Raw genomic sequence first — 26,670 nt, 5'->3', positions numbered from 1 at the left:
ATAGAGCAGGCAGGGCGGGGATAACAGCACGGGCGACATTGGCCGCCCGCGGCATCAGGACGAGACCGGCTGCAGGGAGCCGGGGCGCGAGGCATCGCGCACGTAAGGCAGGTGCTCGCAGGCGTGCTGACGGGCAAAGCGCACAAAGGCCTCCAGCACCGGCTGCCGCTGCTCGCCGTCGCGCATCGCCGCGTATAAACGGCTCCACAATCCGTCGCCCAGCGTGCGTGTCACCACCAGCCCCTGGTGCTCAAAGCTCTCTACCACCCAGTGCGGCAGCGCGGCAATGCCCATGCCGGCCGACACCATCTGGATCAGCAGCAGCGTATTATCCACGCTCTTCAGCGCCGGGCTGACGCCGGCTGGCTGTAAGAAGTTACGCCACACGTCCAGCCGCTGACGCTGTACCGGATAGATCATCAGCACCTCATCGGCCAAATCTTCCGGCGTGATGTGAGCCAGTTGCGCCAGACGGTGATCCGGCGCCAGCACCAGCCGCACCTCAAAATCAAACATCGGCGCATAGAACAAACCGCTGCGCGGCAGAATATCGGACGTCAGCACCACGTCCAGTTCGCCCTGCTGCAGCGCCGGTTGCGGATCAAAGGTCACGCCGGATTTGAAGTCCATCACTACCTGCGGCCAGCTCTGACGGAAATTGTTCAGGGCCGGCGTCAGCCACTGGATGCAGCTGTGGCATTCGATAGCGATGCGCAACGTGGTCTGATGCGGCTCATGACAGGCCTGCAGCGCCTGCTGGATCTGCGGCAGAATCTGCTCCGCCAGCTGCAACAGAATCTCTCCCTGCGGCGTAAAACGGAGCGGCTGGCTCTTACGCACGAACAGCCGAAAGCCCAGCCGCTGTTCCAGGTCGCTGAACTGGTGAGACAACGCCGATTGCGTCTGATGAAGCTGGGCGGCGGCGGCAGCCAGCGAGCCGGTGTGCCGTAACGCCTGCAGCGTCCGCAGGTGTTTGAGTTCGATCATGAGAGTCCTTCACATCGAGATTGAACAAATTGCGCTTGAGACACATACAGTACCCGCAGATTATAGCGGTGTAAACATCTGGACGGCTAAACATCTCAGTCAGACGTGACGGCCACTTTACCTTTGTCCAGCTAACACGCTCAGCGCACGGCAGGATTGCCCGCTGGATGAACGTAAATCGGTTGCTGCGACTGTCGCACAGCGAACAACTTCTGGAGAATCTCACATGACCATTCTGAACCATACTCTCGGTTTCCCTCGCGTCGGACTGCGCCGCGAACTGAAAAAAGCGCAGGAAAGCTACTGGGCCGGGAACAGCTCACAGGACGAACTGCTGGCGGTGGGTCGTGAACTGCGCGCCCGTCACTGGCAGCAGCAGAAAGACGCCGGTGTTGATCTGCTGCCGGTCGGCGATTTTGCCTGGTACGATCACGTGCTGACCACCAGCCTGCTGCTCGGTAACGTACCGGCACGGCACCAGAATAAAGACGGCTCGATTGACCTCGACACCCTGTTCCGCATCGGCCGCGGTCGGGCGCCCAGCGGCGAGCCCGCGGCGGCGGCGGAGATGACCAAATGGTTTAACACCAACTATCACTACATCGTGCCGGAATTTACCCAGGGTCAGCAGTTCCGTCTCAGCTGGACGCAACTGCTGGACGAGGTGGATGAAGCGCTGGCGCTCGGCCACACCATCAAACCGGTGCTGCTGGGGCCGGTGACCTATTTGTGGCTGGGTAAGGTGAAAGGTGACGCCTTTGACCGCCTGTCGCTGCTGCAGGCCATTCTGCCGGTGTACCGTCAGGTGCTGGCTGAACTGCATCAACGCGGCATCGAATGGGTGCAGATTGATGAGCCAGCGCTGGCGCTGGAACTGCCGCAGGCGTGGCGCGAGGCGTTTAAACCGGCGTACGACGCGCTACAGGGCGAAGTAAAACTACTGCTGACCACCTACTTTGACAGCATTGGTCAGAATCTTGATGTCATCAAAACGCTGCCGGTGCAGGGCCTGCACGTGGACCTGGTGCACGGCAAAGACGATCTTCAGCAGCTCAACCAGCAGATCCCGGCGGAATGGCTGCTGTCGCTGGGGGTGATCAATGGCCGTAACGTCTGGCGCGCCGATCTCACCCGCTGGTTTGAGCGCCTGCAGCCGCTGATCGGCCAGCGTCAGCAGCTGTGGATCGGTTCCTCCTGTTCGCTGCTGCACAGCCCCATTGACCTGAGCGTGGAAACCCGCCTCGACGACGAGGTCAAAAGCTGGTTCGCCTTTGCGTTACAGAAGTGCACGGAGCTGTCGCTGCTGAGTCAGGCGCTGAACCAGCACGATGCCGCTGCGCTGCACGCCTGGAGCGCGCCGATTCGCGCCCGGGCAAACTCTGCTCGCGTGCACAACCCCGCCGTGGCGCAGCGTCTGGCGCAAATCCAGGCCAGAGACACTGAGCGCAACAGCAGCTACACCGTGCGTGCTCAGGCGCAGCGTCAGCGCTTTAACCTGCCAGCGTGGCCCACCACCACCATCGGTTCTTTCCCGCAGACGACCGAGATTCGCGGCCTGCGCCTCGACTTCAAAAAAGGCAACATTGACGGTGGCCACTACCGCACCGGTATCGCGGAACACATCCGGCAGGCGATTGCGGAGCAGGAGCGTCTGGGGCTCGACGTGCTGGTGCATGGCGAAGCCGAGCGTAACGACATGGTGGAGTACTTCGGCGAAAACCTCGACGGCTTTGTTTTCACGCAGAACGGCTGGGTACAGAGCTACGGCTCGCGCTGTGTTAAGCCGCCGGTGATCATCGGGGACGTCAGCCGCCCGCAGCCGATCACCGTCGAGTGGGCAAAGTATGCGCAGTCGCTGACCGACAAACCGGTGAAGGGCATGCTGACCGGACCGGTCACCATCCTGTGCTGGTCGTTCCCGCGGGAAGACGTGACGCGCGAAACCATCGCAAAACAGATTGCGCTGGCGCTGCGCGACGAAGTGCAGGACCTGGAAAAAGCCGGTATCGGCATCATTCAGATTGACGAACCGGCGCTGCGTGAAGGCTTGCCGCTGCATCAGTCTGACTGGGCAGCCTACCTGCGCTGGGCGGTGGACGCGTTCCGCCTCAACGCTGCGGTGGCGCAGGACGAGACGCAGATTCACACCCACATGTGTTATTGCGAGTTCAACGACATCATGGATTCGATTGCCGCGCTGGACGCCGACGTCATCACTATCGAAACCTCACGTTCTGATATGGATCTGCTGGATGCGTTTAAAGCGTTTGAGTATCCGAACGAAATCGGGCCGGGCGTGTATGACATCCACTCACCCAACGTACCGAGCGTGGAATGGATGGAAGATCTGCTGCGCAAAGCGGCGCAGAGTATTCCGCAGCAGCGTCTGTGGGTGAACCCGGACTGCGGCCTGAAAACGCGTGGCTGGAGTGAAACGCGTCAGGCGCTGGCCAACATGGTGAAAGCGGCGCAGAAGCTGCGCGCCGAAACCGTTTGATGGCAGGATAATACGTTGTGTTGTTGAGTTGGGGCGCGCTGGCGCCCCTTTTTTATTCCGCGTTCGGCGCGACGCCATACTGCTTAAACCACGCCAGCATGCGCTGCCAGCCATCCTGTGCGGAATCGGCGTGGTAGCTCGGACGATAGTCGGCGTTGAAGGCGTGACCAGCTTCCGGATACACCACAATCTCGGCTTTGGCATTGGCCGCGTGCAGGGCCTGGCGCATCTTATCGATACTCTCCAGTGGAATGCTTTCATCCTGGCCACCGTACAGTCCCAGCACCGGTGCATTCAAATCCACTGCAATATCAATAGGATGTTTCTGCTGCTTCAGCGTTTTCTCGCCCTCCAGGCGACCGTACCAGGCGGCGGCGGCGCGCACCTGCGGATTATGGGCGGCAAACAACCAGCTGATGCGACCGCCCCAGCAGAAACCGGTGATCGCCAGACGACGGATATCGCCGCCGTGGCGCGCCGCCCAGTTGGCCACGTGGTCGAGATCCGACAGTACCTGCGAATCCGGCACTTTGCTCACCAGCTCTTTGAACAGGGTAGGGATATCGTTGTAATCGTTGGGATCGCCTTCGCGGAAATAGAGCTCCGGCGCCACGGCGAGATAGCCTTCCAGTGCCAGACGGCGGCACAGATCGCGGATGTGCTCGTGCACGCCGAAAATTTCCTGCACCACCAGCACGACCGGCAGCGTGCCGCTAAACTGTTGCGGACGAGCATAATAAGCCGGCAGGTTCTCACCCTGGCTCGGCACGGACGTCTCGCCCGCGTGAATGGCATCGCTGGCGGTAATGATGGTGCTGGCTGCGGTGGGCTGCACCGCTGGCGCAAAGCCGTCGGTGGCAGATTTTTGTGCCATATTGTCTTCGGTTTTCATGGTTCTCTCCATGCTAGCAAGTGCGCAATCACGTAACTATAGCCTGGCCTTACGGCAAGGCTGGCGTAGGGTACGGGGGATGGTTAACCTGATCTGCTTCTCTATTAACACTGCCTTTTACGGTTACACAGCACCGCTTGTAGCAATTCAGCGCAGCAGACCGCTAATATGTGATTAGAGTCACACAATATCTTTAGTTCAATGTAACTTTCATTATTGATAGTGAATTCAGTCACATATTTATCCGGGCCGCTGACGTAAAGTGGCGCGCTTATTCCCCTTATCTTCCAGGAGTCTGATATGGCCCAGTCTGACGTTTTCCACCTTGGCATCACCAAAGCCGATTTGAAAGGAGCCACGCTGGCGATTGTTCCTGGCGATCCGGAGCGCGTGAAGAAAATCGCGGCGCTGATGGAGAATCCTCAGCACCTCGCGTCGCACCGTGAATTCACCACCTGGCTGGCGGAGATCGACGGCAAACCGGTGGTTGTCTGTTCCACCGGTATTGGCGGTCCGTCCACCTCTATCGCCGTTGAAGAGCTGGCGCAGCTGGGCGTGCGTACCTTCCTGCGTGTAGGTACCACCGGCGCGATTCAGCCACACATCAACGTGGGTGATGTGCTGGTGACCACCGCCTCGGTCCGTCTGGACGGTGCCAGCCTGCATTTTGCGCCGATGGAATTCCCGGCGGTGGCTGACTTCGCCTGCACCACCGCGCTGGTGGCCGCGGCAGAAGCCTGCGGCGCGACCACGCATATTGGTGTCACTGCCTCGTCAGACACCTTCTATCCTGGCCAGGAGCGCTACGACACCTTCTCCGGACGCGTAGTGAGCCGCTTCCAGGGCTCGATGAAAGAGTGGCAGCAAATGGGCGTACTTAACTATGAAATGGAATCCGCTACACTGTTAACCATGTGCGCCAGTCAGGGACTGCGTGCCGGCATGGTGGCTGGCGTCATCGTGAATCGCACGCAAAAAGAGATCCCGGATGCGGCCACTATGAAGCAGACAGAAAGCGATGCGGTGAAAATTGTGGTGGATGCCGCGCGTCGCTTACTTTAGCGCGCCAGTCAGGGAATGATTTCGAGACCAGGCTTATAGGGAGCTCAGCAATTGCCTGATTAGAATGCGCGCAATTTCAGCCGATTCTGAGAAATTTCCTATGCGCAAAACGATCTCTGTCCCACGTCCGGGTTTTACCAGCCGCCCTGCTGCAATGCAGGCCCGCGTTGAGAGTGCCGCCGCGCGGTTTCGTCAGGCAATGGCCGCGTCAGATTATCCTCTGGCGCGCCAGTGCTGCGAAGAAGTGCTGCGCGTCATGCCTAACCAGATGCAGGTGCTCAGCGACTACGCGCTGACGCTGATGCGCGTCGGCGAACATAAAAAATCCTACAAGATTTACCAGAAAATCTATCAGGCCCCGGCGGCGCAGCGCGCGCAGGCGTCGGAAACCTGGCTGGATGGCCTGACGGAAGTGTGTGGCTGGCTGAATAAGAAAGATGAAGTGGCGCGTTATGGCCTCGAATCGCTCACCCAATCCGACATGCGTTTCAGTCAGGGCGCGAAAGCGACTTTTCCTGCACCGGCGCCTGCGCCGATTAACCGCAGCAATCCGGCAGAAAATATCATCTCCTTCAGCCTGTACGGCGGTCAGCCGCGCTACTGCGAAACCCTGATTAAAAACGTTGAGGTGGCGCGCGAGCTCTATCCGGACTGGATGTGCCGCATCTATCTCGACGACAGCGTGCCGCAGCACGTGTGGCAGCGCCTGACCCAGCCAAACACCCAGCTGGTGGATATGTCGCAGGAGAAAACCATTTTCCCTACGCTGTGGCGCTTTCTGGTGATGGACGATGCCAGCGTAAAACGCTACATCGTGCGGGATGCGGATTCGCTGCTGTCAGAGCGCGAAGTGGCGGCCGTCGACGCCTGGCTGGCTTCGCCATTCTGGTTCCACCACATGCGCGATTATTATTCGCACACCGAGCTGTTACTGGCCGGCATGTGGGGCGGCTGTCACGGCGTGTTTCACAATGTGGAGCAGCAGATGCGCGACTTTATCGCGCAGTATGACGGCAGCGAGCGCTTTACCGACCAGTACTTCCTCAAGGTAGCGCTGTGGCCGACGGTGCGCGACAGCATCCTCAATCACGACGATATCTTTCACTTCCACCACGCGCAGCCGTGGCCGGCGCATGCGCCGATTCGCTGGCAGACCGACAGCTTCCACGTCGGCAGCAACGCCGGTTTCGCCAGCATGGCCGGCAAAGTGGCCAACGCCGAAAATGGCCAGCAGCAGGTAGAGCTGACCTACGGCGGCAACAGCTGGTGCTATCCGGCGAAGGTGAAAAGCGACAGCGAATGGGTGCTGCCGATGCCGTTTTTCCTGATCGACGCCTGGAAAGCCGGCGACCTGACCGTGCGCGCCCTGTAGTTGCCCGGACGGTGCCTATCGCGCCCGCGATAAAATCCGCGGGTTGCCATGAATGTTCTGGACATTCATACAGTGGCGCTCTACCTTCTCCTCAGCGAGACGATCCGCGGGGGGATTATGGATCAGCAACTTATCATCAGCGGCGCGCTGGCGCTGGCCGGTTTGGGCATTGGCTGGATTATTGCCCAGCTGCGCGCCGGCCATCAGCACGCCAGCTTCACCACCGAACGCCGCCTGCTGGAACAGGCGCAGCAGCGTCAGCAGCAGCAGCTGGAACAGCTGCAACAACAACTGCAGCAGCGCGAACAGGAGCTGCGCCAGCTACACGGCACGCTAAGCGGCGCGCAGGAGCGCCTGCAGCAGCTGGATTACTGGCGGGCCGAGAGTGAACAGCTCAGCCGCGAACTGCGCAATCAGCTGGAAGTAAACAGCGCGCAGGAAGCCGAACTGCGGGAAGTCACCATTCGATTAGAAGAGACGCGTTTCGCCGCTGAGGAGAAGCAGCGTCTGCTGACCAACAGCGAACAGCGCCTGAGTGCGCAGTTTGAAAACCTCGCCAACCGAATCTTCGAAAACAGCGGAAAACGCGTCGACGAGCAGAACCGGCAGAGCCTCAACAGCCTGATCGGCCCGCTGCGCGAACAGCTGGACGGCTTCCGCCGCCAGGTCAACGATAGCTTCGGCCAGGAAGCACGTGAACGCCACACGCTGGCGCACGAGATTCGTCAGCTGCAGCAGCTCAACGCGCAGATGGCGCAGGAAGCGATCAACCTCACCAAAGCGCTGAAGGGCGACAATAAAATTCAGGGCAACTGGGGCGAAGTGGTGCTCAGCCGGGTGCTGGAGGCGTCGGGCCTGCGCGAAGGCTACGAGTACCAGACTCAGGTCAGCGTGCAGCTGGAGCAGCAGGGCCGTATGCAACCGGATGTGATTGTGCGTCTGCCGCAGGGTAAAGATGTGGTAATTGACGCCAAAATGACGCTGATTGCCTATGAGCGCTACTTCAACGCCGACGACGAGCTGACGCGCGAACAGGCGATTCAGGAGCACATCAACGCGGTGCGCGGCCATATCCGGCTGCTGGGGCGTAAAGATTATCAACAATTGCCCGGTTTACGCTCGCTGGATTATGTGCTGATGTTTATTCCGGTCGAACCGGCGTTTCTGCTGGCGATCGACCGCCAGCCGGAGCTGATCAGCGAAGCGCTGCAGCAAAACATTATGCTGGTCAGCCCGACCACGCTGCTGGTGGCGCTGCGCACCATTAATAATCTGTGGCGCTATGAGCATCAGAGCCGTAATGCCCAGCGCATCGCCGACCGCGCTGCGCGCTTGTACGACAAGATGCGGCTGTTTGTCGATGACATGAGCGGCATCGGGCATAGCCTCGACAAAGCGCAGCAGAGTTATCAGCTGGCGATGAAAAAGCTGGCGCAGGGGCGCGGCAACCTGATCGCCCAGAGTGAGTCGTTTCGTGCGCTTGGCGTAGAGATCAAACGGCCCATCAACCCGCAACTGGCAGAGCAGGCGCAGCCCGACGCGGCGGATGATACATGGGCCGATGACAGCGAGCCCGCTGAAAATGCGGCAGATTCTTCCGCCGCTTCCCTGCGCCGCATCAACGAATAACACGCCGGTGGCGTGCTCGGATCGCCCGACTCTGATACACTTCGGGAAGTATTGTTTGTGGAACAGGTAAAACCGATGGCAGATGAATCACAGCAGGAAACTACCCATTTTGGCTTTCAGACCGTCGCCAAAAGTGAAAAGGCCGATAAAGTCGCGGACGTGTTTCACTCCGTCGCGGCGAAATATGACCTGATGAACGATCTGATGTCGTTCGGCATCCATCGCGTCTGGAAGCGTTTTACCATCGACAGCAGCGGCGTGCGCCGCGGTCAGCGCGTCCTGGATCTGGCCGGCGGTACCGGCGATCTGACGGCAAAATTCTCGCGCCTGGTCGGTGAAACCGGTCAGGTGGTGCTGGCGGACATCAACAGCTCAATGCTGAAGATGGGACGCGAAAAGCTGCGCAATCTCGGCGTAACCGGCAACGTCAGCTACGTGCAGGCTAACGCAGAAGCGCTGCCGTTCCCGGATAACTATTTCGACTGCATCACCATCTCCTTCGGCCTGCGTAACGTGACCGAAAAAGAGAAGGCGCTGGCGTCGATGTTCCGCGTGCTCAAGCCGGGCGGCCGTCTGCTGGTGCTGGAGTTCTCTAAACCGGTTTTCGATCCGCTGAGCAAAGCCTACGACACTTACTCTTTCCACATTCTGCCGCGCATCGGCCAGCTGGTGGCAAAAGACGCGGAGAGCTATCGCTATCTGGCGGAGTCGATTCGTATGCATCCGGATCAGGAAACCCTGAAGGCGATGATGAACGACGCGGGCTTTGAAAATACCAGCTACTACAACATGACCGGCGGCATTGTGGCGCTGCATCGTGGCTTTAAGTTCTGATTAATCATGACTTTTACCCCTCTCATCACCGGCGGTCTTGAGACCGCCCTGAACCGTGTGTTGTACCGCGATCGCAGCCTGAAAACCGCACGCCAGCGTCTGGCCGGCAAAGTCCTGCTGCTGCGCCTGCAGGAGCTGGATTTTCCGCTGGTGCTGGTGTTCAGTGAAAACCAGCTGGATGTGCTGAGTGACTGGCAGGACCGCAGCGACTGCAGCGTCAGCCTGCGTTTCAGCACGCTGCCTAAGCTGCGCGATCGTCAGCAGCTGACCAGCCTGATTCGCAGCGGTGAGCTGGACGTGGAAGGCGATCTGCAGGTGGTACAGCAATTCTCCGCGCTGATGGATCTGGCTGAACTCGACCCGGCCGAATATCTCGCGCCGTGGGTGGGCGACATCGCGGCACAGGGCATCAGCCAGGCCGCTCAGCGTGCGCTGGCCCAGCTCAGACAGCAGGTCACCCGCCGTCAGGATTATCTGGGGCAGGTGCTGACCGAAGAGTGGCGCGTGGCACCTGGGGCGCTGGAGCAGGCGTGGTTTTGTGAGGAGGTAGAAGCGATGGAACGTGCGCTTAATGCGTTTGAGGCGCGTTTGGCACAGCTGGAGGCGAAATGACGCTGGGAGAAATTCGGCGCTTATACTTCATTATCAAAGTTTTTCTGACCTACGGGCTGGATGAACTGATTCCGCATATGCGCATTACGCTGCCGCTGCGGCTGTGGCGGCGCTGTGTTTTCTGGATCCCCAACCGGCACAAAGAAGCCGAGATGGGCATCCGTCTGCGTCTGGCCATGGAGCAGCTCGGTCCGGTTTGGATCAAGTTCGGTCAGATGCTCTCGACGCGCCGCGACCTGTTCCCGCCGAAAATTGCCGATGAGCTGGCGATTCTGCAGGACCGTGTGGCGCCGTTCGACGGCGTGAAAGCCAAAGCGCAGATTGAGCGTTCGATTGGCGGCCCGGTGGAAACCTGGTTCGACGACTTCGATATCAAACCGCTGGCATCCGCTTCGATTGCCCAGGTGCATACCGCGACGCTGAAATCCAACGGCCGCGAAGTGGTGATCAAAGTGATTCGCCCGGATATCCTGCCGGTGATCAAAGCTGACATGAAGCTGATTTACCGCCTGGCGCGCTGGGTGCCACGGCTGCTGCCGGACGGTCGCCGTCTGCGTCCGATGGAAGTGGTGCGCGACTACGAAAAAACGCTGATTGATGAACTCAATCTGCTGCGTGAAGCCGCCAATGCGATTCAGCTGCGCCGCAACTTTGACCAGAGCCGCATGCTGTACGTGCCGGAAGTGTTCTCCGACTACTGCAGCGAAACCATGCTGGTAATGGAGCGCATTTATGGCATTCCTATCTCCGACGTTGCCACGCTGGAGCAGCACGGCGTCAACATGAAGCTGCTGGCCGAACGCGGCGTGCAGGTGTTCTTCACTCAGGTAGTCCGCGACAGCTTCTTCCACGCCGATATGCATCCCGGCAACATCTTCGTGAGCTACGAGCATCCGGAAGATCCGCAGTACATCGGCATTGACTGCGGCATCGTTGGCTCGCTGAACAAAGAAGATAAGCGCTACCTGGCGGAAAACTTCATCGCCTTCTTCAACCGCGACTACCGCAAAGTGGCCGAGCTGCACGTCGACTCGGGCTGGGTACCGCCGGATACCAACGTGGAAGATTTTGAGTTCGCGATCCGTACCGTATGCGAGCCGATTTTCGAAAAGCCGCTGGCGGAAATCTCCTTTGGTCACGTGCTGCTCAATCTGTTCAACACCGCGCGCCGTTTCAATATGGAAGTGCAGCCGCAGCTGGTGCTGCTGCAGAAAACCCTGTTGTACATCGAGGGCATCGGCCGTCAGCTCTATCCGCAGCTCGATCTGTGGAAAACCGCCAAGCCGTTCCTGGAGGACTGGATTAAGGATCAGATCGGCATTCCGGCCATCCTGCGGGCGGTGAAAGAGAAGGCGCCGTTCTGGGCGGAGAAACTGCCGGAGCTGCCGGAGCTTTTTTACGACAGTATGCGCCAGCACAAGTTATTGCAGCACAGTGTCGATAAACTCGTCACCGATTTAAACGCGCAGCGCACCCGGCATCATCAGGCACGTTATCTGTTTGGCGTCGGGGCTACACTGTTATTAAGTGGCACCGCCGTGCTGTTGAGCCGGCCTGACTGGGACTTCTTCCCGGCACTGTTAATGGCCGCCGGCATCGTCACCTGGCTCATCGGCTGGCGCAAGACAAACTGATTGTCTGCCTGGTGCAAATCGCGTAATGTCGCAGGCTTAAGTCCGGGTAAAAACGGACTTTCTGTGCGTTACAGTTAACCGTTTTTCACAGAATATTAGAGGCATATCTCATGGGCGGTATCAGTATTTGGCAATTGTTAATCATTGCCGTCATTGTTGTACTTCTGTTCGGTACCAATAAGCTTCGTAACCTGGGTTCGGATTTAGGCTCTTCCATTCGCGGCTTCAAAAAAGCCATGAGCGATGAAGACGAGAAAAAGGATCAACCGAAAGAGCAGGACGCTGACTTCAACGCCAAACTGGCAGACAAACAGCACACCCCGGCGAGCAAAGACGACGCCCGGGACAAGTAAGGTAAAACTGTGTTCGATATTGGTTTTAGTGAACTGGTATTGGTGTTCGTGATCGGGCTGATTGTACTGGGCCCGCAGCGCTTACCGGTTGCGGTGAAAACCGTTGTTGGCTGGATCCGGGCCATTCGCTCGCTGGCTGCTAATGTGCAGAACGAACTGGCCCAGGAGCTGAAACTGCAGGAGCTGCAGGACAGCCTGAAAAAGGTCGAAGAGGCAGGACGCGGCACGCTGTCGCCGGAGCTGAAACAATCCATGGAAGAGCTGCGTAAAACCGCGGACTCCATGAAGCGCTCGGTGCAGCAGAGCATCGATATCGAAAAAGCGGAAGATGAAGCCAACACCATTCATCAGCCGCCCGCTGCTGCGCCACAGCCCGCTGCCGCACCGCAGCCCGCTGAGCCGCACAGCGTTGTGACGCCGGCCAGCGCGGCGCATCAGGCCAGCGCCCCGGCGCAGGCGCCGCAGCCTGCACCAGCCACCAGCCACACCGATTCCGTCGCGCCTGCGACCACTCCTCCCGTAAAAGATGAACGATAAACATGGCCGTTGAAGATACCCAACCGCTCATCAGCCACCTGATTGAGCTGCGCAAGCGTCTGCTGAACTGCATCATCGCGGTGTTTGTTATCTTCCTGTGTCTGGTTTACTTCGCCAACGACATTTATCACGCGGTGGCAGCGCCGCTGATTAGCCAGATGCCCGCCGGCGCCAGCATGATCGCCACTGACGTGGCCTCACCGTTCTTTACGCCGATCAAACTGACCATCATTGTGTCGGTGTTTCTTGCGGTGCCGGTGATTCTTTATCAGGTCTGGGCGTTTGTCGCCCCCGCGCTGTATCGCCATGAGCGCCGCCTGGTGATGCCGCTGCTGTTCTCCAGTACGCTGCTGTTTTATGTCGGCGTGGCCTTTGCCTACTTCATTGTATTCCCGCTGGCATTTGGCTTCTTCGCCAAAACCGCGCCGCAGGGCGTCACCATCGCCACGGACATCACCAACTACCTCGACTTTGTCATGACGCTGTTCATGGCGTTTGGCGTGGCGTTTGAGGTACCGATTGCCATCGTGCTGCTGTGCTGGACCGGCATTACCAGCCCGGACGATCTGAAAAAGAAACGGCCGTATATTCTGGTCGGCGCGTTTGTGGTTGGGATGTTGCTCACACCGCCGGACGTTTTCTCGCAAACTTTGCTCGCTATTCCGATGTACTGCCTGTTTGAAGTCGGCGTATTCTTCTCCCGCTACTATGTGGGTAAAGGACGTCAGGCGGCAGACGATGAGGAACAGAACCCCGACGCCTGATGTCTTTTATGCAGGGCATCCCGCTGATGGGGTGATGATGAATCTTAACCGCCCGCCTGCCGGGCGGTTTTTCTATCCGTCGCTTTAAGACGGAATGGGGAGCAAACATGTTTGATATCGGTGTAAACCTGACCAGCACGCAATTCGCAAAAGATCGCGATCAGGTGGTAAAACGCGCGCGCGAAGCAGGCGTCACCGGCCTGTTAATCACCGGCACCAATGCCCTGGAGAGCCAGCAGGCGCGTCAGCTGGCGACCCGGCACGCGGGCTACTGCTGGTCGACCGCCGGCGTGCACCCGCATCATGCCAGCGAGTGGTCGGCGGAAACCGCCAGTACGCTGCGCCGCCTGGCTGACAGCGAGCAGGTGGTCGCGATTGGTGAATGCGGGCTCGACTTCAACCGGAACCTTTCCGCGCACGAGCAGCAGGAGTACGCGTTTGATGCGCAGCTCCAGCTGGCGGCGGAACTGCAGCTGCCGGTGTTTTTACACTGTCGTGAGGCGCATGAACGTTTTCTGGCGGTGCTGCAGCCGTGGCTGCCGAAACTGGTGGGCGCGGTGGTGCACTGTTTTACCGGCACGCGTGACGAGCTGGAAGCCTGCCTGGCGCTGGGTTTATCGGTGGGCATTACCGGCTGGGTGTGCGATGAACGGCGCGGAATGGCACTGCGTGACATGCTGCCGCTGATTCCGGCAGATCGTCTGCTGCTGGAGACCGACGCGCCCTATCTGCTGCCGCGCGATATGCGTCCGCGTCCGACCTCGCGCCGTAACGAACCCTGCTTTCTGCCGCATATCGTTCAGCAGGTGGCGCACTGGCGTGGTGAACAGCCAGACGCACTGGCGGCACGCGTCGACCACAACGCACGTCAGCTATTCAGGCTGGCTTAAACCTTACGGAACTGCTTGTTGTCCACGCTGCGCATCACCTGTTTATTCAGCAGGTTAAGCAGCAGGATTGAGCGGGTTTCACCATCGGGCTCGGCAAAAATAGCGCGCAGCCCTTCAAAGGTGCCGTCGGTGATCAGCACTTCATCACCGACCTGCGGCGTTTCCGGATCCAGCAGGATCTGCGGCGCATCAGTTTGCAGCGCTTCGATCACTTCATACGGCACCGTCGCGGGCATGGCACCAAAGCGCACAAAGTGGCTGACGCCGCGCGTGCTGCTGATGGTGGTGGTGTGAATCGCTTCCGGATCGAATTCGATAAACAGATAGTTGGGAAACAGCGGCTCACTCACGGTGGTGCGTTTGCCGCGCACAATCTTCTCCAGAGCGATCATCGGGCTGAGGCAATTCACCTCCTGCCGCTCAAGATGCTCCTTCGCGCGCAACAGCTGACCACGTTTGCAATAGAGTAAGTACCAGGATTCCATAACTGCTCCCAAATAATGGACGCTAAGAATAACAAACCTGTTGTCAGAGTTATAGCGCATCGGCGGCCGGAAACCCGGTCACACAAGAAAAATCTCTACGAATTTTCCGATTGGTGCGGCGAACTAACGCTTTTCAGCAAGAAAATTGACGTCTGGCGATCATCTGTATCAGACTGCCAACCCATTAGACGAAGAAAAAGGACGGGCTGATGGAACTGTTTTTACTGAGTAATGGCAAAGTGGCCGACGATGCGCCGCTGCTGAGCTATGCGCATCCGCAGCTGCACGCGATGATTGCCCAGCGCGGTATCACCTCGGCGGTGCTGGTGCCCTACGCCATTATTCGTGACGATCACGCCCAGCGTGCGCAGGCGTTGTCTCAGTCACTGGGCATTCCGGTGCGCACGGTACATGAGTTCGAGACACCGGTTGCGGCCATTGAGCAGGCGGAGCTGATTCTGGTGAGCGGCGGCAATACCTGGCTGCTGAACCAGATGCTGCACGAGCAGGGGCTGATCGTGGCAATTCAGCGCGCAGTGCGCGAGCGCGACGTCCCTTACGTTGGCTGGAGCGCGGGCTGCAACGTGGCGACGCCGTCGATTCGCACCACCAATGATATGCCGGTACGCAGCAGCGTGGTGCTGCCTGCGCTGGGGCTGTTCCCGGTGCAAATCAATCCTCACTATCTTGATGCGCACGTCAGCGGCCATATGGGCGAAACCCGTGATGAGCGTCTGGCCGAGTTCTGCGCGGTGAATCCGCAGGAGTCGGTGATTGCGCTGCGTGAAGCCAGCTTCCTGCACGTCAGTGAGAACCGTCTGCGCTACTACAGCGCGCGCGGTGAAGATTTCAAAGTGTTCCGTCACGGTGAAGCGATTGCCGCTTATCACGATGTGCTGGCCCTGCAGTCGCTGGTGCCGTTTTCCTGTCAGCCCGCCTGACGCAGAAACTCAAACACGCTGGCGTGAACAAACTTATAATGACGCTTCACTCTGGCCGGAAGACTAACGCCGCATGAAATATCAGGATTTACGAGACTTTCTCGCGCTGCTGGAACAGCGCGGCGAGTTAAAGCGCATCACTCAGGAGATCGATCCTGTCCTTGAGATGACCGAAATCGCCGACCGCACGCTGCGGGCCGGTGGCCCGGCGCTGCTGTTCGAAAACCCGAAGGGCTACAGCATGCCGGTGCTGTGCAACCTGTTTGGCACGCCGAAGCGCGTGGCAATGGGTATGGGCCAGGAAGAGGTCAGCGCGCTGCGCGAAGTGGGTAAGCTGCTGGCGTTTCTGAAAGAGCCGGAGCCGCCGAAGGGGTTCCGCGATCTGTTCGATAAGATGCCGCAGTTCAAACAGGTGCTGAACATGCCGACCAAACGGCTGCGTAATGCGCCGTGTCAGGAAGAGATTTTCAGCGGTGACGAGGTCGACCTGGCGCGCATCCCGGTCATGAAATGCTGGCCGGGCGATGCGGCCCCACTGATCACCTGGGGTTTAACCGTCTCGCGCGGACCGCATAAAGAGCGGCAGAACCTCGGCATTTATCGTCAGCAGGTGATTGGTAAAAATCGGGTGATCATGCGCTGGCTGTCGCATCGCGGTGGCGCGCTGGATTTCCAGGAGTGGTGCAAAGCGCATCCCGGTGAACGCTTCCCGGTAGCGGTGGCGCTGGGCGCCGATCCGGCCACCATTCTTGGTGCGGTCACGCCGGTGCCGGATACGCTATCGGAATATGCGTTTGCCGGTCTGCTGCGCGGCAACAAAACCGAGGTGGTGAAGTGCGTCTCGAACGATCTGGAAGTGCCGGCCAGCGCCGAAATCGTGCTGGAAGGCTACATCGAACCGGGCGACATGGCGCCGGAAGGGCCGTACGGCGATCACACCGGCTACTACAATGAAGTAGACAGCTTCCCGGTGTTTACCGTGACGCACGTAACCCAGCGGCGCAACCCGATTTACCACTCCACCTACACCGGCCGTCCGCCGGATGAGCCCGCGGTACTGGGCGTGGCGCTGAACGAAGTGCTGGTGCCGATTCTGATCAAACAGTTCCCGGAGATTGTGGATTTCTATCTGCCGCCGGAAGGCTGCTCTTATCGCCTCGCGGTAGTGACGATTAAAAAACAGTATGCCGGTCACGCCAAGCGCGTGATGTTCGGCGTGTGGTCGTTCCTGCGCCAGTTTATGTACACCAAGTTTGTGATTGTGTGTGACGATGACGTCAACGCGCGTGACTGGAACGACGTGATTTGGGCCATCACCACGCGGATGGATCCGGCGCGCGATACGGTACTGGTAGAAAACACGCCAATTGACTATCTCGACTTCGCTTCGCCGGTTTCCGGACTTGGCTCGAAGATGGGACTGGATGCCACCAACAAGTGGCCGGGTGAAACCCAGCGTGAATGGGGGACGCCGATTGTGAAAGATCCTGCGGTTACGGCGCGTATTGATGCAATCTGGGATGAGTTAGCGATCTTTGCCGAGCCGCCGCAGCGCTGATGGCGGCTGAGAACCATAAAAAAGGGCACCTATGACGACGTTAAGCTGCAAAGTGACTTCGGTTGAAGCAATTACGGACACGGTTTACCGCGTGCGGTTAATTCCGGCGGCGGATTTTAGCTTCCGCGCCGGCCAGTATCTGATGGTGGTGATGGATGAGCGCGACAAGCGCCCGTTTTCGCTGGCATCGACGCCAATGGAAAAGGACATCATTGAGCTGCACATTGGTGCCTCAGAGCTGAACCTGTACGCCATGGCGGTGATGGATCGCATCAAAAATGATCGGCAGATCACCGTAGATATGCCGCACGGCGACGCCTGGCTGCGTGAAGACAGCGCGCGGCCGATTGTGCTGATTGCCGGCGGCACCGGCTTCTCCTATGCGCGTTCGATTCTGCTGACCGCGCTGGCGCAGCAGCCGGATCGCGATATCGCTATCTACTGGGGCGGCCGCGAGCTGAGACATCTGTACGATCTGGATGAGCTCAATGCGCTGGCGGTGAAGCATCCGAACCTGAAAGTGATTCCGGTGGTGGAGCAGCCGGCGGAGGACTGGCAGGGGCGCAGCGGCACGGTGCTGACCGCGGTGATGCAGGATTATGCCAGCCTGAGCGGACACGATATCTATATTGCTGGCCGGTTTGAGATGGCAAAAATTGCCCGCGAGCGCTTCTGTGCCGAACGTGGTGCGTTAGAAGCGCAGATGTATGGCGATGCGTTTGCCTTTATCTGATGTGTGATGCGGTGCGCATGCACGTGCCGCTGCAAAAAAAAGCCCGCCCGGTTGGGCGGGAACACGTGCAAGTGTAGTGGTCAACGTATTAAACCCGTTCGAATACCGTCGCGATGCCCTGGCCTAAGCCAATGCACATGGTTGCCAGACCAAACTGTGCATCGCGACGCTCCATCAGATTCAGCAACGTGGTGCTGATACGAGCTCCGGAACATCCCAGCGGATGCCCGAGTGCGATTGCGCCGCCGTTAAGGTTCACTTTCTCATCCAGCTGCTCCAGCAGCCCTAAATCTTTCAGGCACGGCAGCGTCTGCGCGGCGAAGGCTTCGTTGAGTTCGAACAGATCAATATCCTGCACGCTCAGCCCGGCGCGCTTCAGCGCCAGCTTACTGGCCGGTACCGGACCGTAACCCATGATCGACGGATCGCAGCCAACCACCGCCATGCTGCGGATGCGTGCGCGCGGCGACAGCCCCAGTTCGCGCGCGCGGCTTTCGCTCATGATCAGCATGGCGGCCGCGCCGTCGGACAGCGCCGACGAACTGCCGGCGGTAACCGTGCCGTTGACCGGATCGAACGCCGGACGCAGCGCGGCTAAGTCTTCAAGGCTGGTGTCTTCGCGAATCACTTCATCGCTGTCATAGCGTTTCAGCACGCCATCGGCATCGTGGCCGTAGGTCGGCACGATTTCGCGTTTGAAATCACCGCGCTGAGTGGCGGCCGCAGCGCGCTGGTGTGAACGCAGCGCGAAGGCATCCTGCTGTTCACGGCTGATGTGGTGCATGCGCGCCAGCATCTCGGCGGTCAGCCCCATCATGCCCGCCGCTTTCGCCACGGTGCGCCCCAGGCCGGGATGAAAATCCACGCCGTGGTTCATCGGTACGTGGCCCATATGTTCCACGCCGCCAATCAGACAGCTGTGGGCATCGCCGACCATAATCGCGCGCGCCGCATCGTGCAGCGCCTGCATGGACGAGCCGCACAGGCGATTGACGGTGCTGGCCGGCACGCGATGCGGGATCTCCGCCAGCAGCGCGGCGTTGCGGGCGATATTAAAGCCCTGTTCCAGCGTCTGCTGCACGCAGCCCCAGATAATGTCATCCAGCGCGGCGGCATCGACGGCCGGATTGCGGCTGAGGAGTTCGCGCATCAGATGGGCGGAGAGATCCTCGGCGCGCACCTGGCGAAAGGCGCCGCCTTTGGAACGGCCCATCGGCGTGCGCACGGCATCAACAATCACTACGTTTTCCATGTTCATTACCTCAGGCAGTTTGCAGCGCCGCTGCGTCAATCGGTTGAGCGACGGGATACCAGCTCTGATGCTGGTGGGCTTTCTGAACCAGCAGCTCAGGCAGCGCGTACAGCGGGCCGAGCGCGAGGTAGCGTTTAGCCTGATCGACGACATTGCTGATGCCCAGCGTGTCCATATAGCGGAACGCGCCACCGCGGAACGGCGGGAAGCCTAAGCCATACACCAGCGCCATATCCGCCTCGGCGGGGGAAGCGATGATGTTTTCTTCGAGGCAGCGCACCACTTCGTTGAGCATCGGCAGCATCATGCGGTTGGCGATCTCTTCATCGCTGAATACCCGCTTCGGTTCACATACCGGCTCCAGCAGCGCATCGACCTCTGCATCGGCGCGCTTCTGCGCTTTGCCTTTTTTGTCCTGTTCCCAGCGGTAAAAGCCCTGGCCATTTTTCTGGCCGTAGCGTTTGGCTTCAAACAGCACATCAATGGCATCGCGGTAATCTTTCTGCATCCGCGACGGGAAGCCCTGCGCCATCACCTGTTGCGCATGATGCGCGGTATCAATGCCCACCACGTCCAGCAGCCACGCCGGCCCCATCGGCCAGCCAAACTGCTTCTCCATCACTTTATCGATCTGGCGGAAGTCCGCGCCGTCGCGCAGTAGCAGGCTGAAGGCGGCAAAGTAGGGGAACAGCACGCGGTTCACAAAGAAGCCGGGGCAGTCATTCACCACAATCGGTGTTTTGCCCATCTTGCTGGCCCACGCCACCACTTTGCTGATGGTGGCTTCAGAGGTTTGCGTACCGCGAATCACTTCGACCAGCGGCATACGCGGCACCGGATTAAAGAAGTGCATGCCGCAGAAATTTTGCGGACGCTGCAGTGCCTGCGCCAGCTGGCTGATTGGAATGGTGGAGGTATTCGAGGCCAGCACGGCATCATCCCGCAGCTGCTGCTCGGTTTCAGCCAGCACTTTAGCTTTGATTTGCGGGTTCTCGACCACCGCTTCGACCACCACATCGGCGCGATCAAAGCCGCTGTAATCCAGCGTCGGCTGAATGCTCGCCAGCACGCTCGCCAGCTTCGTGCCGTCGATTTTGCCGCGCTCCAGCTGCTTGTTAAGCAGCTTGCTGGCTTCATTCATGCCCAGCGTCAGCGCCTGCGGATTAATATCTTTCATCTTCACCGGCACGCCTTTCCAGGCCGACTGCCAGGCGATCCCGCCGCCCATGATGCCTGCGCCGAGTACCGCCGCCTGCTCTGGCGTGCCGGCCGCGCTGCTGTGTTTTTTCGCCAGGCCTTTTACGTACTGGTCATTGAGGAAGATGCCGACCAGCGCGCGTGCCACATCACTCTGCGCCAGCGGCACAAAAGCAGCGGTTTCCAGCTTCAGCGCATCATCACGACCTAAGCCCGCTGCCGCTTCGATGGTTCGCACCGCGGCGATCGGCGCCGGATAGTGTTTACCGGCGGTTTGCTGCACCATGCTTTTGGCGAGGGTAAAACTCATCGCAGCTTCAATCGGGCTGAGCTTAAGCGGTGCCAGCTTCGGCGCGCGACGCGCCTGCCAGCTGCCCTGGGCTATGGCATCCTGCAGCATGGTCAGCGCCGCGCTGCGCAGCTTCTCGCTGCTGACCACCGCATCCACCAGACCGAGCTTCAGCGCGCCCGGGCCATCAATATCTTTACCGGCGGCGATGATCTCCAGCGCGCTGTCGGCACCGAGCAGGCGCGGCAGACGTACGCTGCCGCCGAAGCCCGGCATAATGCCGAGTTTGGTTTCCGGCAGGCCAATGCGCGCGGTGGGCGTGGCCACGCGGAAGTCGGTCGCCAGCACACACTCGCAGCCCCCGCCCAGCGCGTAGCCGTCGATGGCGGCGATGGTTGGCACCGGCAAATCTTCCAGACGATTAAAGATGCTGTTGGCGAATGTCAGCCACTGGCTAAGCTGCTCAGCGGGCGCATCAAACAGCGACAGGAATTCTGTGATATCCGCCCCGACAATAAACGCCGGTTTGGCGGAAGAGAGCAGCAGGCCGCGCAGCGTGCTTTGCTGCTCCAGTACGCTCAGCGCCTCGCCTAAGGCGGCGACGGTTTTGGTATCAAGTTTGTTCACCGAACCGGGCGCATCAAAAACCAGCTCGGCGATGCCATCGTCAAGCCAGTGCACTGAAAGGGTATCGCCTTGGTAGAGCATGTCCGTCTCCTGAAACGCGAAAGGTGATCTGGTCATACCAGATGATCAGGAGTGTGGGTGTCATGTTAATTTTTTGCAAACGAGAGTTTGCTTATTTGATACGGCGATCACAGCGCGCGCAGCACGGCATCCCCCGCGCGGCTGTGCTACACTGCCGCCACTTTCGCGACATCGGAGACAAGTCCATGGATTCACTGAAAACCCTGTATCACGCGCATATCTCAACGCTGCAGCAGCGTGCGCAACAGGTGCTGGCGCGCTTTAAGCTGGACGCCATGCTGATTCATTCAGGCGAGTTGCTGACCGTATTTCTTGACGATCATGACTATCCGTTTAAGGTGAATCCCCAGTTTAAAGCCTGGGTGCCAGTGACCCAGGTGCCCAACTGCTGGCTGTGGATCGATGGCGTGAATAAACCCAAACTGTGGTTCTACTCGCCGGTCGATTACTGGCACAACGTCGAGCCACTGCCTGACAGCTTCTGGACCCAGGATGTCGAGGTCATCGGCCTGAAAAACGCTGACGATATCGCTCAGCTGTTGCCGGCACAGCGCGACAATGTAGCCTATATCGGGCCGGTACCGTCCCGCGCCACCCAGCTGGGCATCCGCAGCGAGGGGATCAATCCTCAGGGCGTGATCGACTTCCTGCACTATCATCGCAGCATCAAAACCGATTACGAGCTGGCCTGTATGCGTGAAGCGCAGAAGCTGGCGGTAGCGGGCCATCGCGCAGCGAAAGAGGCGTTCTTCTCCGGCATGAGCGAGTTTGATATCAATCTTGCCTATCTGACCGCCACCGGCCACCGTGACATTGATGTACCGTATGGCAATATCATCGCGCTGAATGAACATGCTGCGGTGCTGCACTACACCCGGCTTGACCATCAGCCGCCGGCGAAACGTCACAGCTTCCTGATAGATGCCGGCGCAGAGTATCTTGGCTATGCGGCAGACCTGACGCGCAGTTACGCGGCGCAGAGCAAAACGCGCTACGCGGAAATGGTTGCTGCGATGAATAAAGAAGAGCTGGCGCTGATCGCCACGCTGAAAGCTGGCGTGCGCTATACCGATTACCATCTGCAAATGCATCAGCGCATCGCGCGTCTGCTGCTGAAGTTTGAACTGGTGCAGGGGCTGAGCGAAGAGACGCTGGTGGCGGAAAATCTCACCGGGCCGTTTATGCCGCACGGCCTCGGCCATCCGCTCGGCCTGCAGGTGCACGACGTTGCCGGGTTTATGCAGGACGACAGCGGCACGCATCTGGCGGCGCCATCGCAATATCCTTATCTGCGCTGTACACGGGTGCTGCAGCCGGGCATGGTGCTGACCATTGAACCGGGCTTCTATATTATCGATTCACTGCTGGCGCCGCTGCGCAGCGGTAAGTTCAGTCAGCACTTTGACTGGCAGGCGATTGATGCCCTGAAGCCGTACGGGGGCATTCGTATCGAGGATAATGTGGTGATTCACGCCAGCCGCATCGAAAACATGACGCGTGACTTGCATCTGGCCTGATGGACGCTTACGACATTCCCGCTGAGGTCGTCAGTCTCAGCGAGGAGACCATCAAAAAGAGCCGCTTTATTACCCTGCTGGCGCATACCGATGGGGTGGCCGCTGCGCGCGCCTTTGTGCAGCAGGTAAAGCACGAACACCCGACCGCGCGGCATCACTGCTGGGCCTGGGTGGCGGGCGCGCCCGATGATTCACAACAGCTGGGGTTTTCTGACGATGGCGAACCCTCCGGCACGGCCGGTAAGCCGATGCTGGCGCAGCTGATGGGCAGCGGCGTGGGCGAGATCACCGCCGTGGTGGTGCGCTATTATGGCGGAATCATGCTGGGCACCGGCGGGCTGGTGAAAGCCTACGGTGGCGGCGTGCAGCAGGGGCTGAAGCTGCTGGCGCGCCAGCGCAAAGTGCCGATGCAATGTTTCACCCTGCAGTGTGACTATGCGCAACTGAGCGATATAGAGCGCCTGCTGCAGCGTTTTGACGGCAGCATTGAACAGAGCCATTATCAGGATCGCATTACGCTACGTCTGGCGTTGCCCCATCCGCAGATTGATGGCTTCAGGCAAAACCTTTCTGATTACAGCCGGGGCGCTTTGGCGCTGATCCCGCTGGACAACTAACCGCATCTGTTTAAAGGAAACGGCTGAATGCATTTTCGCGCCATTACCCGCATCGTGGGCCTGCTGGTGATTCTGTTCTCTGTAACCATGATCCTGCCTGGCTTAGTGGCCCTGATTTATCGCGACGGTGCCGGGCGCGCGTTCAGTCAGACGTTTATGATGGCGATTGTCATCGGTTCGCTGCTGTGGTGGCCCAACCGCAAACAAAAAAGTGAGCTGAAACCGCGTGAAGGCTTTCTGATTGTAGTGCTGTTCTGGACCGTGCTGGGCAGCGTGGGGGCAATGCCGTTTATCTTCGCCGAGCAGCCACATCTGTCGGTGACCGACGCCTTCTTCGAATCCTTCTCTGGCTTAACCACCACCGGTGCCACCACGTTAGTAGGGCTCGACTCGCTGCCCAAAGCGATTCTGTTCTATCGTCAGATGCTGCAGTGGCTCGGCGGTATGGGGATCATCGTGCTGGCGGTGGCCATTCTGCCGATTCTCGGCGTCGGCGGTATGCAGCTGTACCGCGCCGAGATGCCGGGACCGCTGAAAGATAACAAAATGCGCCCGCGCATTGCCGAAACGGCGAAAACCCTGTGGCTGATTTATGTGCTGCTAACGGTGGCCTGTGCGCTGGCGCTGTGGCTGGCGGGCATGCCGATGTTTGATGCCATCGGTCACAGCTTCTCGACCATCGCCATCGGCGGTTTTTCTACCCATGATGCCAGCATCGGCTACTTCAATAGCCCGACCATTAATACCATCGTGGCGATTTTCCTGCTGATCTCCGGCTGTAACTACGGCCTGCACTTCTCATTGCTCAGCGGGCGAAACCTGAAAGTCTACTGGCGCGACCCGGAATTCCGCATGTTCATTGGCGTGCAGCTGACGCTGGTGCTGATTTGTACCCTGGTGCTGTGGTTCCATAATGTCTATTCCAGCGGCTGGCAAACCCTCAATCAGGCGTTCTTCCAGGTGGTATCAATGGCGACGACGGCGGGCTTTACCACCGACAGTATTGCGCGCTGGCCGCTGTTCCTGCCGGTGCTGCTGCTGTGTTCAGCCTTTATCGGCGGTATGGCGGGTTCGACCGGCGGTGGCCTAAAGGTGATTCGTATTCTGCTGCTGTGCAAGCAGGGGTCGCGCGAACTGAAACGCCTGGTGCATCCCAATGCGGTCTATACCATTAAACTGGGGAATCGTGCGCTGCCGGAACGTATTCTCGAAGCGGTGTGGGGCTTTTTCTCGGCTTACGCGCTGGTGTTTCTGGTCAGCATGCTGGCGATTATCGCCACCGGCGTGGATGACTTCTCGGCCTTCGCCGCGGTGGCGGCGACGCTGAATAACCTTGGCCCGGGGCTGGGTGTGGTGGCAGATAACTTCACGTCGATGAATGATGTCGCCAAGTGGATTTTAATCTCCACCATGCTGTTTGGACGCCTTGAAGTGTTCACGCTGCTGGTGCTGTTCACGCCCACCTTCTGGCGCGAATAATAAAACAGGAATGAGTGATGAAAGCGTTAATTCTTTATTCCAGCCGTGACGGGCAAACCCGTGAAATCGCGGCGCGTATTGCCCGCACGCTGACACCGCAGCAGCTATGCGATGTGCTGGATCTGGCACAGGCGCCGCAGGTGGAGTGGGCACAGTATGATCGCGTGCTGATTGGCGCCTCGATCCGCTATGGTCATTTCCAGCCCGAGCTGATGAAATTCGTCACGCAACATAAGGCGGCACTGCAGCAGCGCGTCAGCGGCTTTTTCAGCGTCAATCTTACTGCGCGCAAAGCCGATAAGTGCACGCCGGAAACCAATGCCTATACGCGTAAGTTCCTGGCGCAGTCACCGTGGCAACCGGATCGCTGTGCGGTGTTTGCCGGTGCGCTGCGCTATCCACGCTATCGCTGGTTCGATCGCATCATGATTCAGTTCATTATGCGTATGACCGGCGGCGAAACGGATACATCGAAGGAAGTTGAATACACCGACTGGGAGAAAGTTACGCGTTTTGCCCAGGATTTCGCACAGTTACCAGGCAAATTGCCGCAAAATAACGCGTAGTGGTGAAATTTAGGCCGAACGATCATTTTTTTGCAATAAACCCTTGTCAGCCAGAATTAACTCCCTATAATGCGCCACCACTGAGACGGCAAAGCGGCAACGCAGACGGCTCAGCAGGGCGTGAAGCGATTCACCCCGCCGGAGAAAAACGCTGAAAAAAGTGTTTGACTCTGAAGGAGGAAAGCGTAATATACGCCACCTCGCGACAGCAGGCCGAACGCCGCGTCGCACCGCTCTTTAACAATTTATCAGACAATCTGTGTGGGCACTCGCAGGATTGATATCAGCGTCTCCGGACGTAAAAAATATCAAGTCTTTGCTGAGTGAACACGTAATTCATTACGAAGTTTAATTCACAGAGCATCGCTGCACTCGTTGCAGCAAATCAAACTTAAATTGAAGAGTTTGATCATGGCTCAGATTGAACGCTGGCGGCAGGCCTAACACATGCAAGTCGAACGGCAGCACAGAAGAGCTTGCTCTTTGGGTGGCGAGTGGCGGACGGGTGAGTAATGTCTGGGAAACTGCCCGATGGAGGGGGATAACTACTGGAAACGGTAGCTAATACCGCATAACGTCGCAAGACCAAAGTGGGGGACCTTCGGGCCTCACACCATCGGATGTGCCCAGATGGGATTAGCTAGTAGGTGGGGTAATGGCTCACCTAGGCGACGATCCCTAGCTGGTCTGAGAGGATGACCAGCCACACTGGAACTGAGACACGGTCCAGACTCCTACGGGAGGCAGCAGTGGGGAATATTGCACAATGGGCGCAAGCCTGATGCAGCCATGCCGCGTGTATGAAGAAGGCCTTCGGGTTGTAAAGTACTTTCAGCGGGGAGGAAGGCGGTGAGGTTAATAACCTTGCCGATTGACGTTACCCGCAGAAGAAGCACCGGCTAACTCCGTGCCAGCAGCCGCGGTAATACGGAGGGTGCAAGCGTTAATCGGAATTACTGGGCGTAAAGCGCACGCAGGCGGTCTGTTAAGTCAGATGTGAAATCCCCGGGCTTAACCTGGGAACTGCATTTGAAACTGGCAGGCTTGAGTCTCGTAGAGGGGGGTAGAATTCCAGGTGTAGCGGTGAAATGCGTAGAGATCTGGAGGAATACCGGTGGCGAAGGCGGCCCCCTGGACGAAGACTGACGCTCAGGTGCGAAAGCGTGGGGAGCAAACAGGATTAGATACCCTGGTAGTCCACGCCGTAAACGATGTCGACTTGGAGGTTGTGCCCTTGAGGCGTGGCTTCCGGAGCTAACGCGTTA

23 protein-coding genes and 1 rRNA gene are annotated in these 26,670 nt (G+C 58.9%); 19 read left to right on the top strand and 5 right to left on the bottom strand.

The annotated features are described in order from the left end of the window. Positions 1 to 54 precede the first annotated feature (54 nt). Positions 55 to 987, bottom strand: a complete 933-nt coding sequence (gene metR / locus FT726_RS02365) for an HTH-type transcriptional regulator MetR (protein ID WP_021506955.1) — start codon at positions 985 to 987, stop codon at positions 55 to 57. 226 nt (positions 988 to 1,213) lie between these two features. On the opposite strand from metR, the gene metE reads away from it, so the two are divergent. Further along, positions 1,214 to 3,484 (top strand): 5-methyltetrahydropteroyltriglutamate--homocysteine S-methyltransferase, encoded by a 2,271-nt coding sequence (metE, locus tag FT726_RS02360; RefSeq protein ID WP_346302362.1) that lies wholly within the window; start codon positions 1,214 to 1,216, stop codon positions 3,482 to 3,484. 52 nt (positions 3,485 to 3,536) lie between these two features. Here the strand turns inward: metE and FT726_RS02355 are convergent, their stop codons facing one another. Further along, positions 3,537 to 4,376 (bottom strand): dienelactone hydrolase family protein, encoded by an 840-nt coding sequence (locus FT726_RS02355; protein WP_021506953.1) that lies wholly within the window; start codon positions 4,374 to 4,376, stop codon positions 3,537 to 3,539. Positions 4,377 to 4,676: 300 nt separating this feature from the next. Here FT726_RS02355 and udp point away from each other — a divergent pair, with 300 nt between their 5' ends. The 10 genes from udp to tatD all read left to right on the top strand — a co-directional run bounded on the left by udp (position 4,677) and on the right by tatD (position 14,063). Then, complete coding sequence (udp, locus tag FT726_RS02350) at positions 4,677 to 5,438, top strand: uridine phosphorylase (protein WP_021506952.1); 762 nt, start codon at positions 4,677 to 4,679, stop codon at positions 5,436 to 5,438. 100 nt (positions 5,439 to 5,538) lie between these two features. Further along, positions 5,539 to 6,810, top strand: coding sequence for a hypothetical protein (locus tag FT726_RS02345; protein ID WP_058775536.1), 1,272 nt, complete (start codon positions 5,539 to 5,541; stop codon positions 6,808 to 6,810). Positions 6,811 to 6,927: 117 nt separating this feature from the next. After that, the gene (rmuC, locus tag FT726_RS02340) at positions 6,928 to 8,439 is read left to right on the top strand and encodes a DNA recombination protein RmuC (RefSeq protein WP_021506950.1); all 1,512 of its coding nucleotides are present in this window, start codon (positions 6,928 to 6,930) and stop codon (positions 8,437 to 8,439) included. Positions 8,440 to 8,514: 75 nt separating this feature from the next. After that, positions 8,515 to 9,273 carry a bifunctional demethylmenaquinone methyltransferase/2-methoxy-6-polyprenyl-1,4-benzoquinol methylase UbiE gene (ubiE, locus tag FT726_RS02335; RefSeq protein WP_021506949.1) on the top strand — a complete coding sequence of 253 codons (759 nt, stop codon included), beginning with the start codon at positions 8,515 to 8,517 and terminating at the stop codon, positions 9,271 to 9,273. Positions 9,274 to 9,279: 6 nt separating this feature from the next. Next, on the top strand, positions 9,280 to 9,885 hold the full coding sequence (locus FT726_RS02330; protein WP_058758122.1) for an SCP2 domain-containing protein: 606 nt from the start codon (positions 9,280 to 9,282) through the stop codon (positions 9,883 to 9,885). Further along, on the top strand, positions 9,882 to 11,519 hold the full coding sequence (ubiB, locus tag FT726_RS02325) for a ubiquinone biosynthesis regulatory protein kinase UbiB (RefSeq protein WP_346302361.1): 1,638 nt from the start codon (positions 9,882 to 9,884) through the stop codon (positions 11,517 to 11,519). The genes FT726_RS02330 and ubiB overlap by 4 nt, the downstream gene beginning before the upstream one ends. A gap of 110 nt (positions 11,520 to 11,629) precedes the next feature. Beyond that, complete coding sequence (gene tatA, locus FT726_RS02320; RefSeq protein WP_010618194.1) at positions 11,630 to 11,872, top strand: Sec-independent protein translocase subunit TatA; 243 nt, start codon at positions 11,630 to 11,632, stop codon at positions 11,870 to 11,872. Positions 11,873 to 11,881: 9 nt separating this feature from the next. Continuing rightward, a complete protein-coding gene (gene tatB, locus FT726_RS02315; RefSeq protein WP_021506946.1) occupies positions 11,882 to 12,409 on the top strand; it encodes a Sec-independent protein translocase protein TatB in 528 nt (175 codons plus the stop codon). Between the two features lie 2 nt (positions 12,410 to 12,411). Further along, positions 12,412 to 13,173: a Sec-independent protein translocase subunit TatC gene (gene tatC, locus FT726_RS02310; protein WP_021506945.1), complete on the top strand. Its 762-nt coding sequence runs from the start codon at positions 12,412 to 12,414 to the stop codon at positions 13,171 to 13,173. Between the two features lie 107 nt (positions 13,174 to 13,280). Further along, positions 13,281 to 14,063, top strand: a complete 783-nt coding sequence (gene tatD, locus FT726_RS02305) for a 3'-5' ssDNA/RNA exonuclease TatD (protein ID WP_058758125.1) — start codon at positions 13,281 to 13,283, stop codon at positions 14,061 to 14,063. Here tatD and rfaH read toward each other — a convergent pair. Further along, on the bottom strand, positions 14,060 to 14,548 hold the full coding sequence (gene rfaH / locus FT726_RS02300; RefSeq protein WP_031279607.1) for a transcription/translation regulatory transformer protein RfaH: 489 nt from the start codon (positions 14,546 to 14,548) through the stop codon (positions 14,060 to 14,062). The two genes, tatD and rfaH, sit on opposite strands and share 4 nt — an antisense overlap. Positions 14,549 to 14,757: 209 nt before the next feature. On the opposite strand from rfaH, the gene pepE reads away from it, so the two are divergent. From pepE to fre, 3 genes are all read left to right on the top strand, one after another. Beyond that, positions 14,758 to 15,489 carry a dipeptidase PepE gene (gene pepE, locus FT726_RS02295; protein WP_058758126.1) on the top strand — a complete coding sequence of 244 codons (732 nt, stop codon included), beginning with the start codon at positions 14,758 to 14,760 and terminating at the stop codon, positions 15,487 to 15,489. Between the two features lie 73 nt (positions 15,490 to 15,562). Then, positions 15,563 to 17,047: a 4-hydroxy-3-polyprenylbenzoate decarboxylase gene (gene ubiD, locus FT726_RS02290; RefSeq protein WP_021506941.1), complete on the top strand. Its 1,485-nt coding sequence runs from the start codon at positions 15,563 to 15,565 to the stop codon at positions 17,045 to 17,047. Positions 17,048 to 17,078: 31 nt separating this feature from the next. Continuing rightward, entirely contained in the window at positions 17,079 to 17,780 is a 702-nt protein-coding gene (fre, locus tag FT726_RS02285; RefSeq protein ID WP_021506940.1) for an NAD(P)H-flavin reductase, read from the top strand. 88 nt (positions 17,781 to 17,868) lie between these two features. Here fre and fadA read toward each other — a convergent pair whose 3' ends face one another. Both fadA and fadB read right to left on the bottom strand, forming a co-directional pair. Further along, the gene (gene fadA / locus FT726_RS02280; protein ID WP_282996583.1) at positions 17,869 to 19,032 is read right to left on the bottom strand and encodes an acetyl-CoA C-acyltransferase FadA; all 1,164 of its coding nucleotides are present in this window, start codon (positions 19,030 to 19,032) and stop codon (positions 17,869 to 17,871) included. Between the two features lie 10 nt (positions 19,033 to 19,042). Beyond that, positions 19,043 to 21,226: a fatty acid oxidation complex subunit alpha FadB gene (gene fadB / locus FT726_RS02275; protein WP_288424561.1), complete on the bottom strand. Its 2,184-nt coding sequence runs from the start codon at positions 21,224 to 21,226 to the stop codon at positions 19,043 to 19,045. Between the two features lie 185 nt (positions 21,227 to 21,411). On the opposite strand from fadB, the gene pepQ reads away from it, so the two are divergent. The 5 genes from pepQ to FT726_RS02250 form a co-directional block, all read left to right on the top strand. After that, positions 21,412 to 22,743: a Xaa-Pro dipeptidase gene (pepQ, locus tag FT726_RS02270; protein WP_058758128.1), complete on the top strand. Its 1,332-nt coding sequence runs from the start codon at positions 21,412 to 21,414 to the stop codon at positions 22,741 to 22,743. Continuing rightward, positions 22,743 to 23,360 (top strand): IMPACT family protein, encoded by a 618-nt coding sequence (locus tag FT726_RS02265; RefSeq protein ID WP_288424558.1) that lies wholly within the window; start codon positions 22,743 to 22,745, stop codon positions 23,358 to 23,360. The genes pepQ and FT726_RS02265 overlap by 1 nt, the downstream gene beginning before the upstream one ends. A 27-nt stretch (positions 23,361 to 23,387) precedes the next feature. Further along, the gene (gene trkH / locus FT726_RS02260; RefSeq protein ID WP_021506935.1) at positions 23,388 to 24,839 is read left to right on the top strand and encodes a Trk system potassium transporter TrkH; all 1,452 of its coding nucleotides are present in this window, start codon (positions 23,388 to 23,390) and stop codon (positions 24,837 to 24,839) included. A gap of 17 nt (positions 24,840 to 24,856) precedes the next feature. After that, the gene (gene hemG, locus FT726_RS02255) at positions 24,857 to 25,405 is read left to right on the top strand and encodes a menaquinone-dependent protoporphyrinogen IX dehydrogenase (RefSeq protein ID WP_058781596.1); all 549 of its coding nucleotides are present in this window, start codon (positions 24,857 to 24,859) and stop codon (positions 25,403 to 25,405) included. A 393-nt stretch (positions 25,406 to 25,798) separates the two neighbouring features. Next, positions 25,799 to 26,670, top strand: a 16S ribosomal RNA gene (locus tag FT726_RS02250); the annotation flags it as partial.

It is taken from the genome of Pantoea sp. Morm, from assembly GCF_016643525.1.
Classification (GTDB): Bacteria; Pseudomonadota; Gammaproteobacteria; order Enterobacterales; family Enterobacteriaceae; genus Pantoea; species Pantoea dispersa.
Note: the sequence above shows the minus strand (reverse complement) of the source record. Positions and strands in the feature narration are given on the sequence as shown.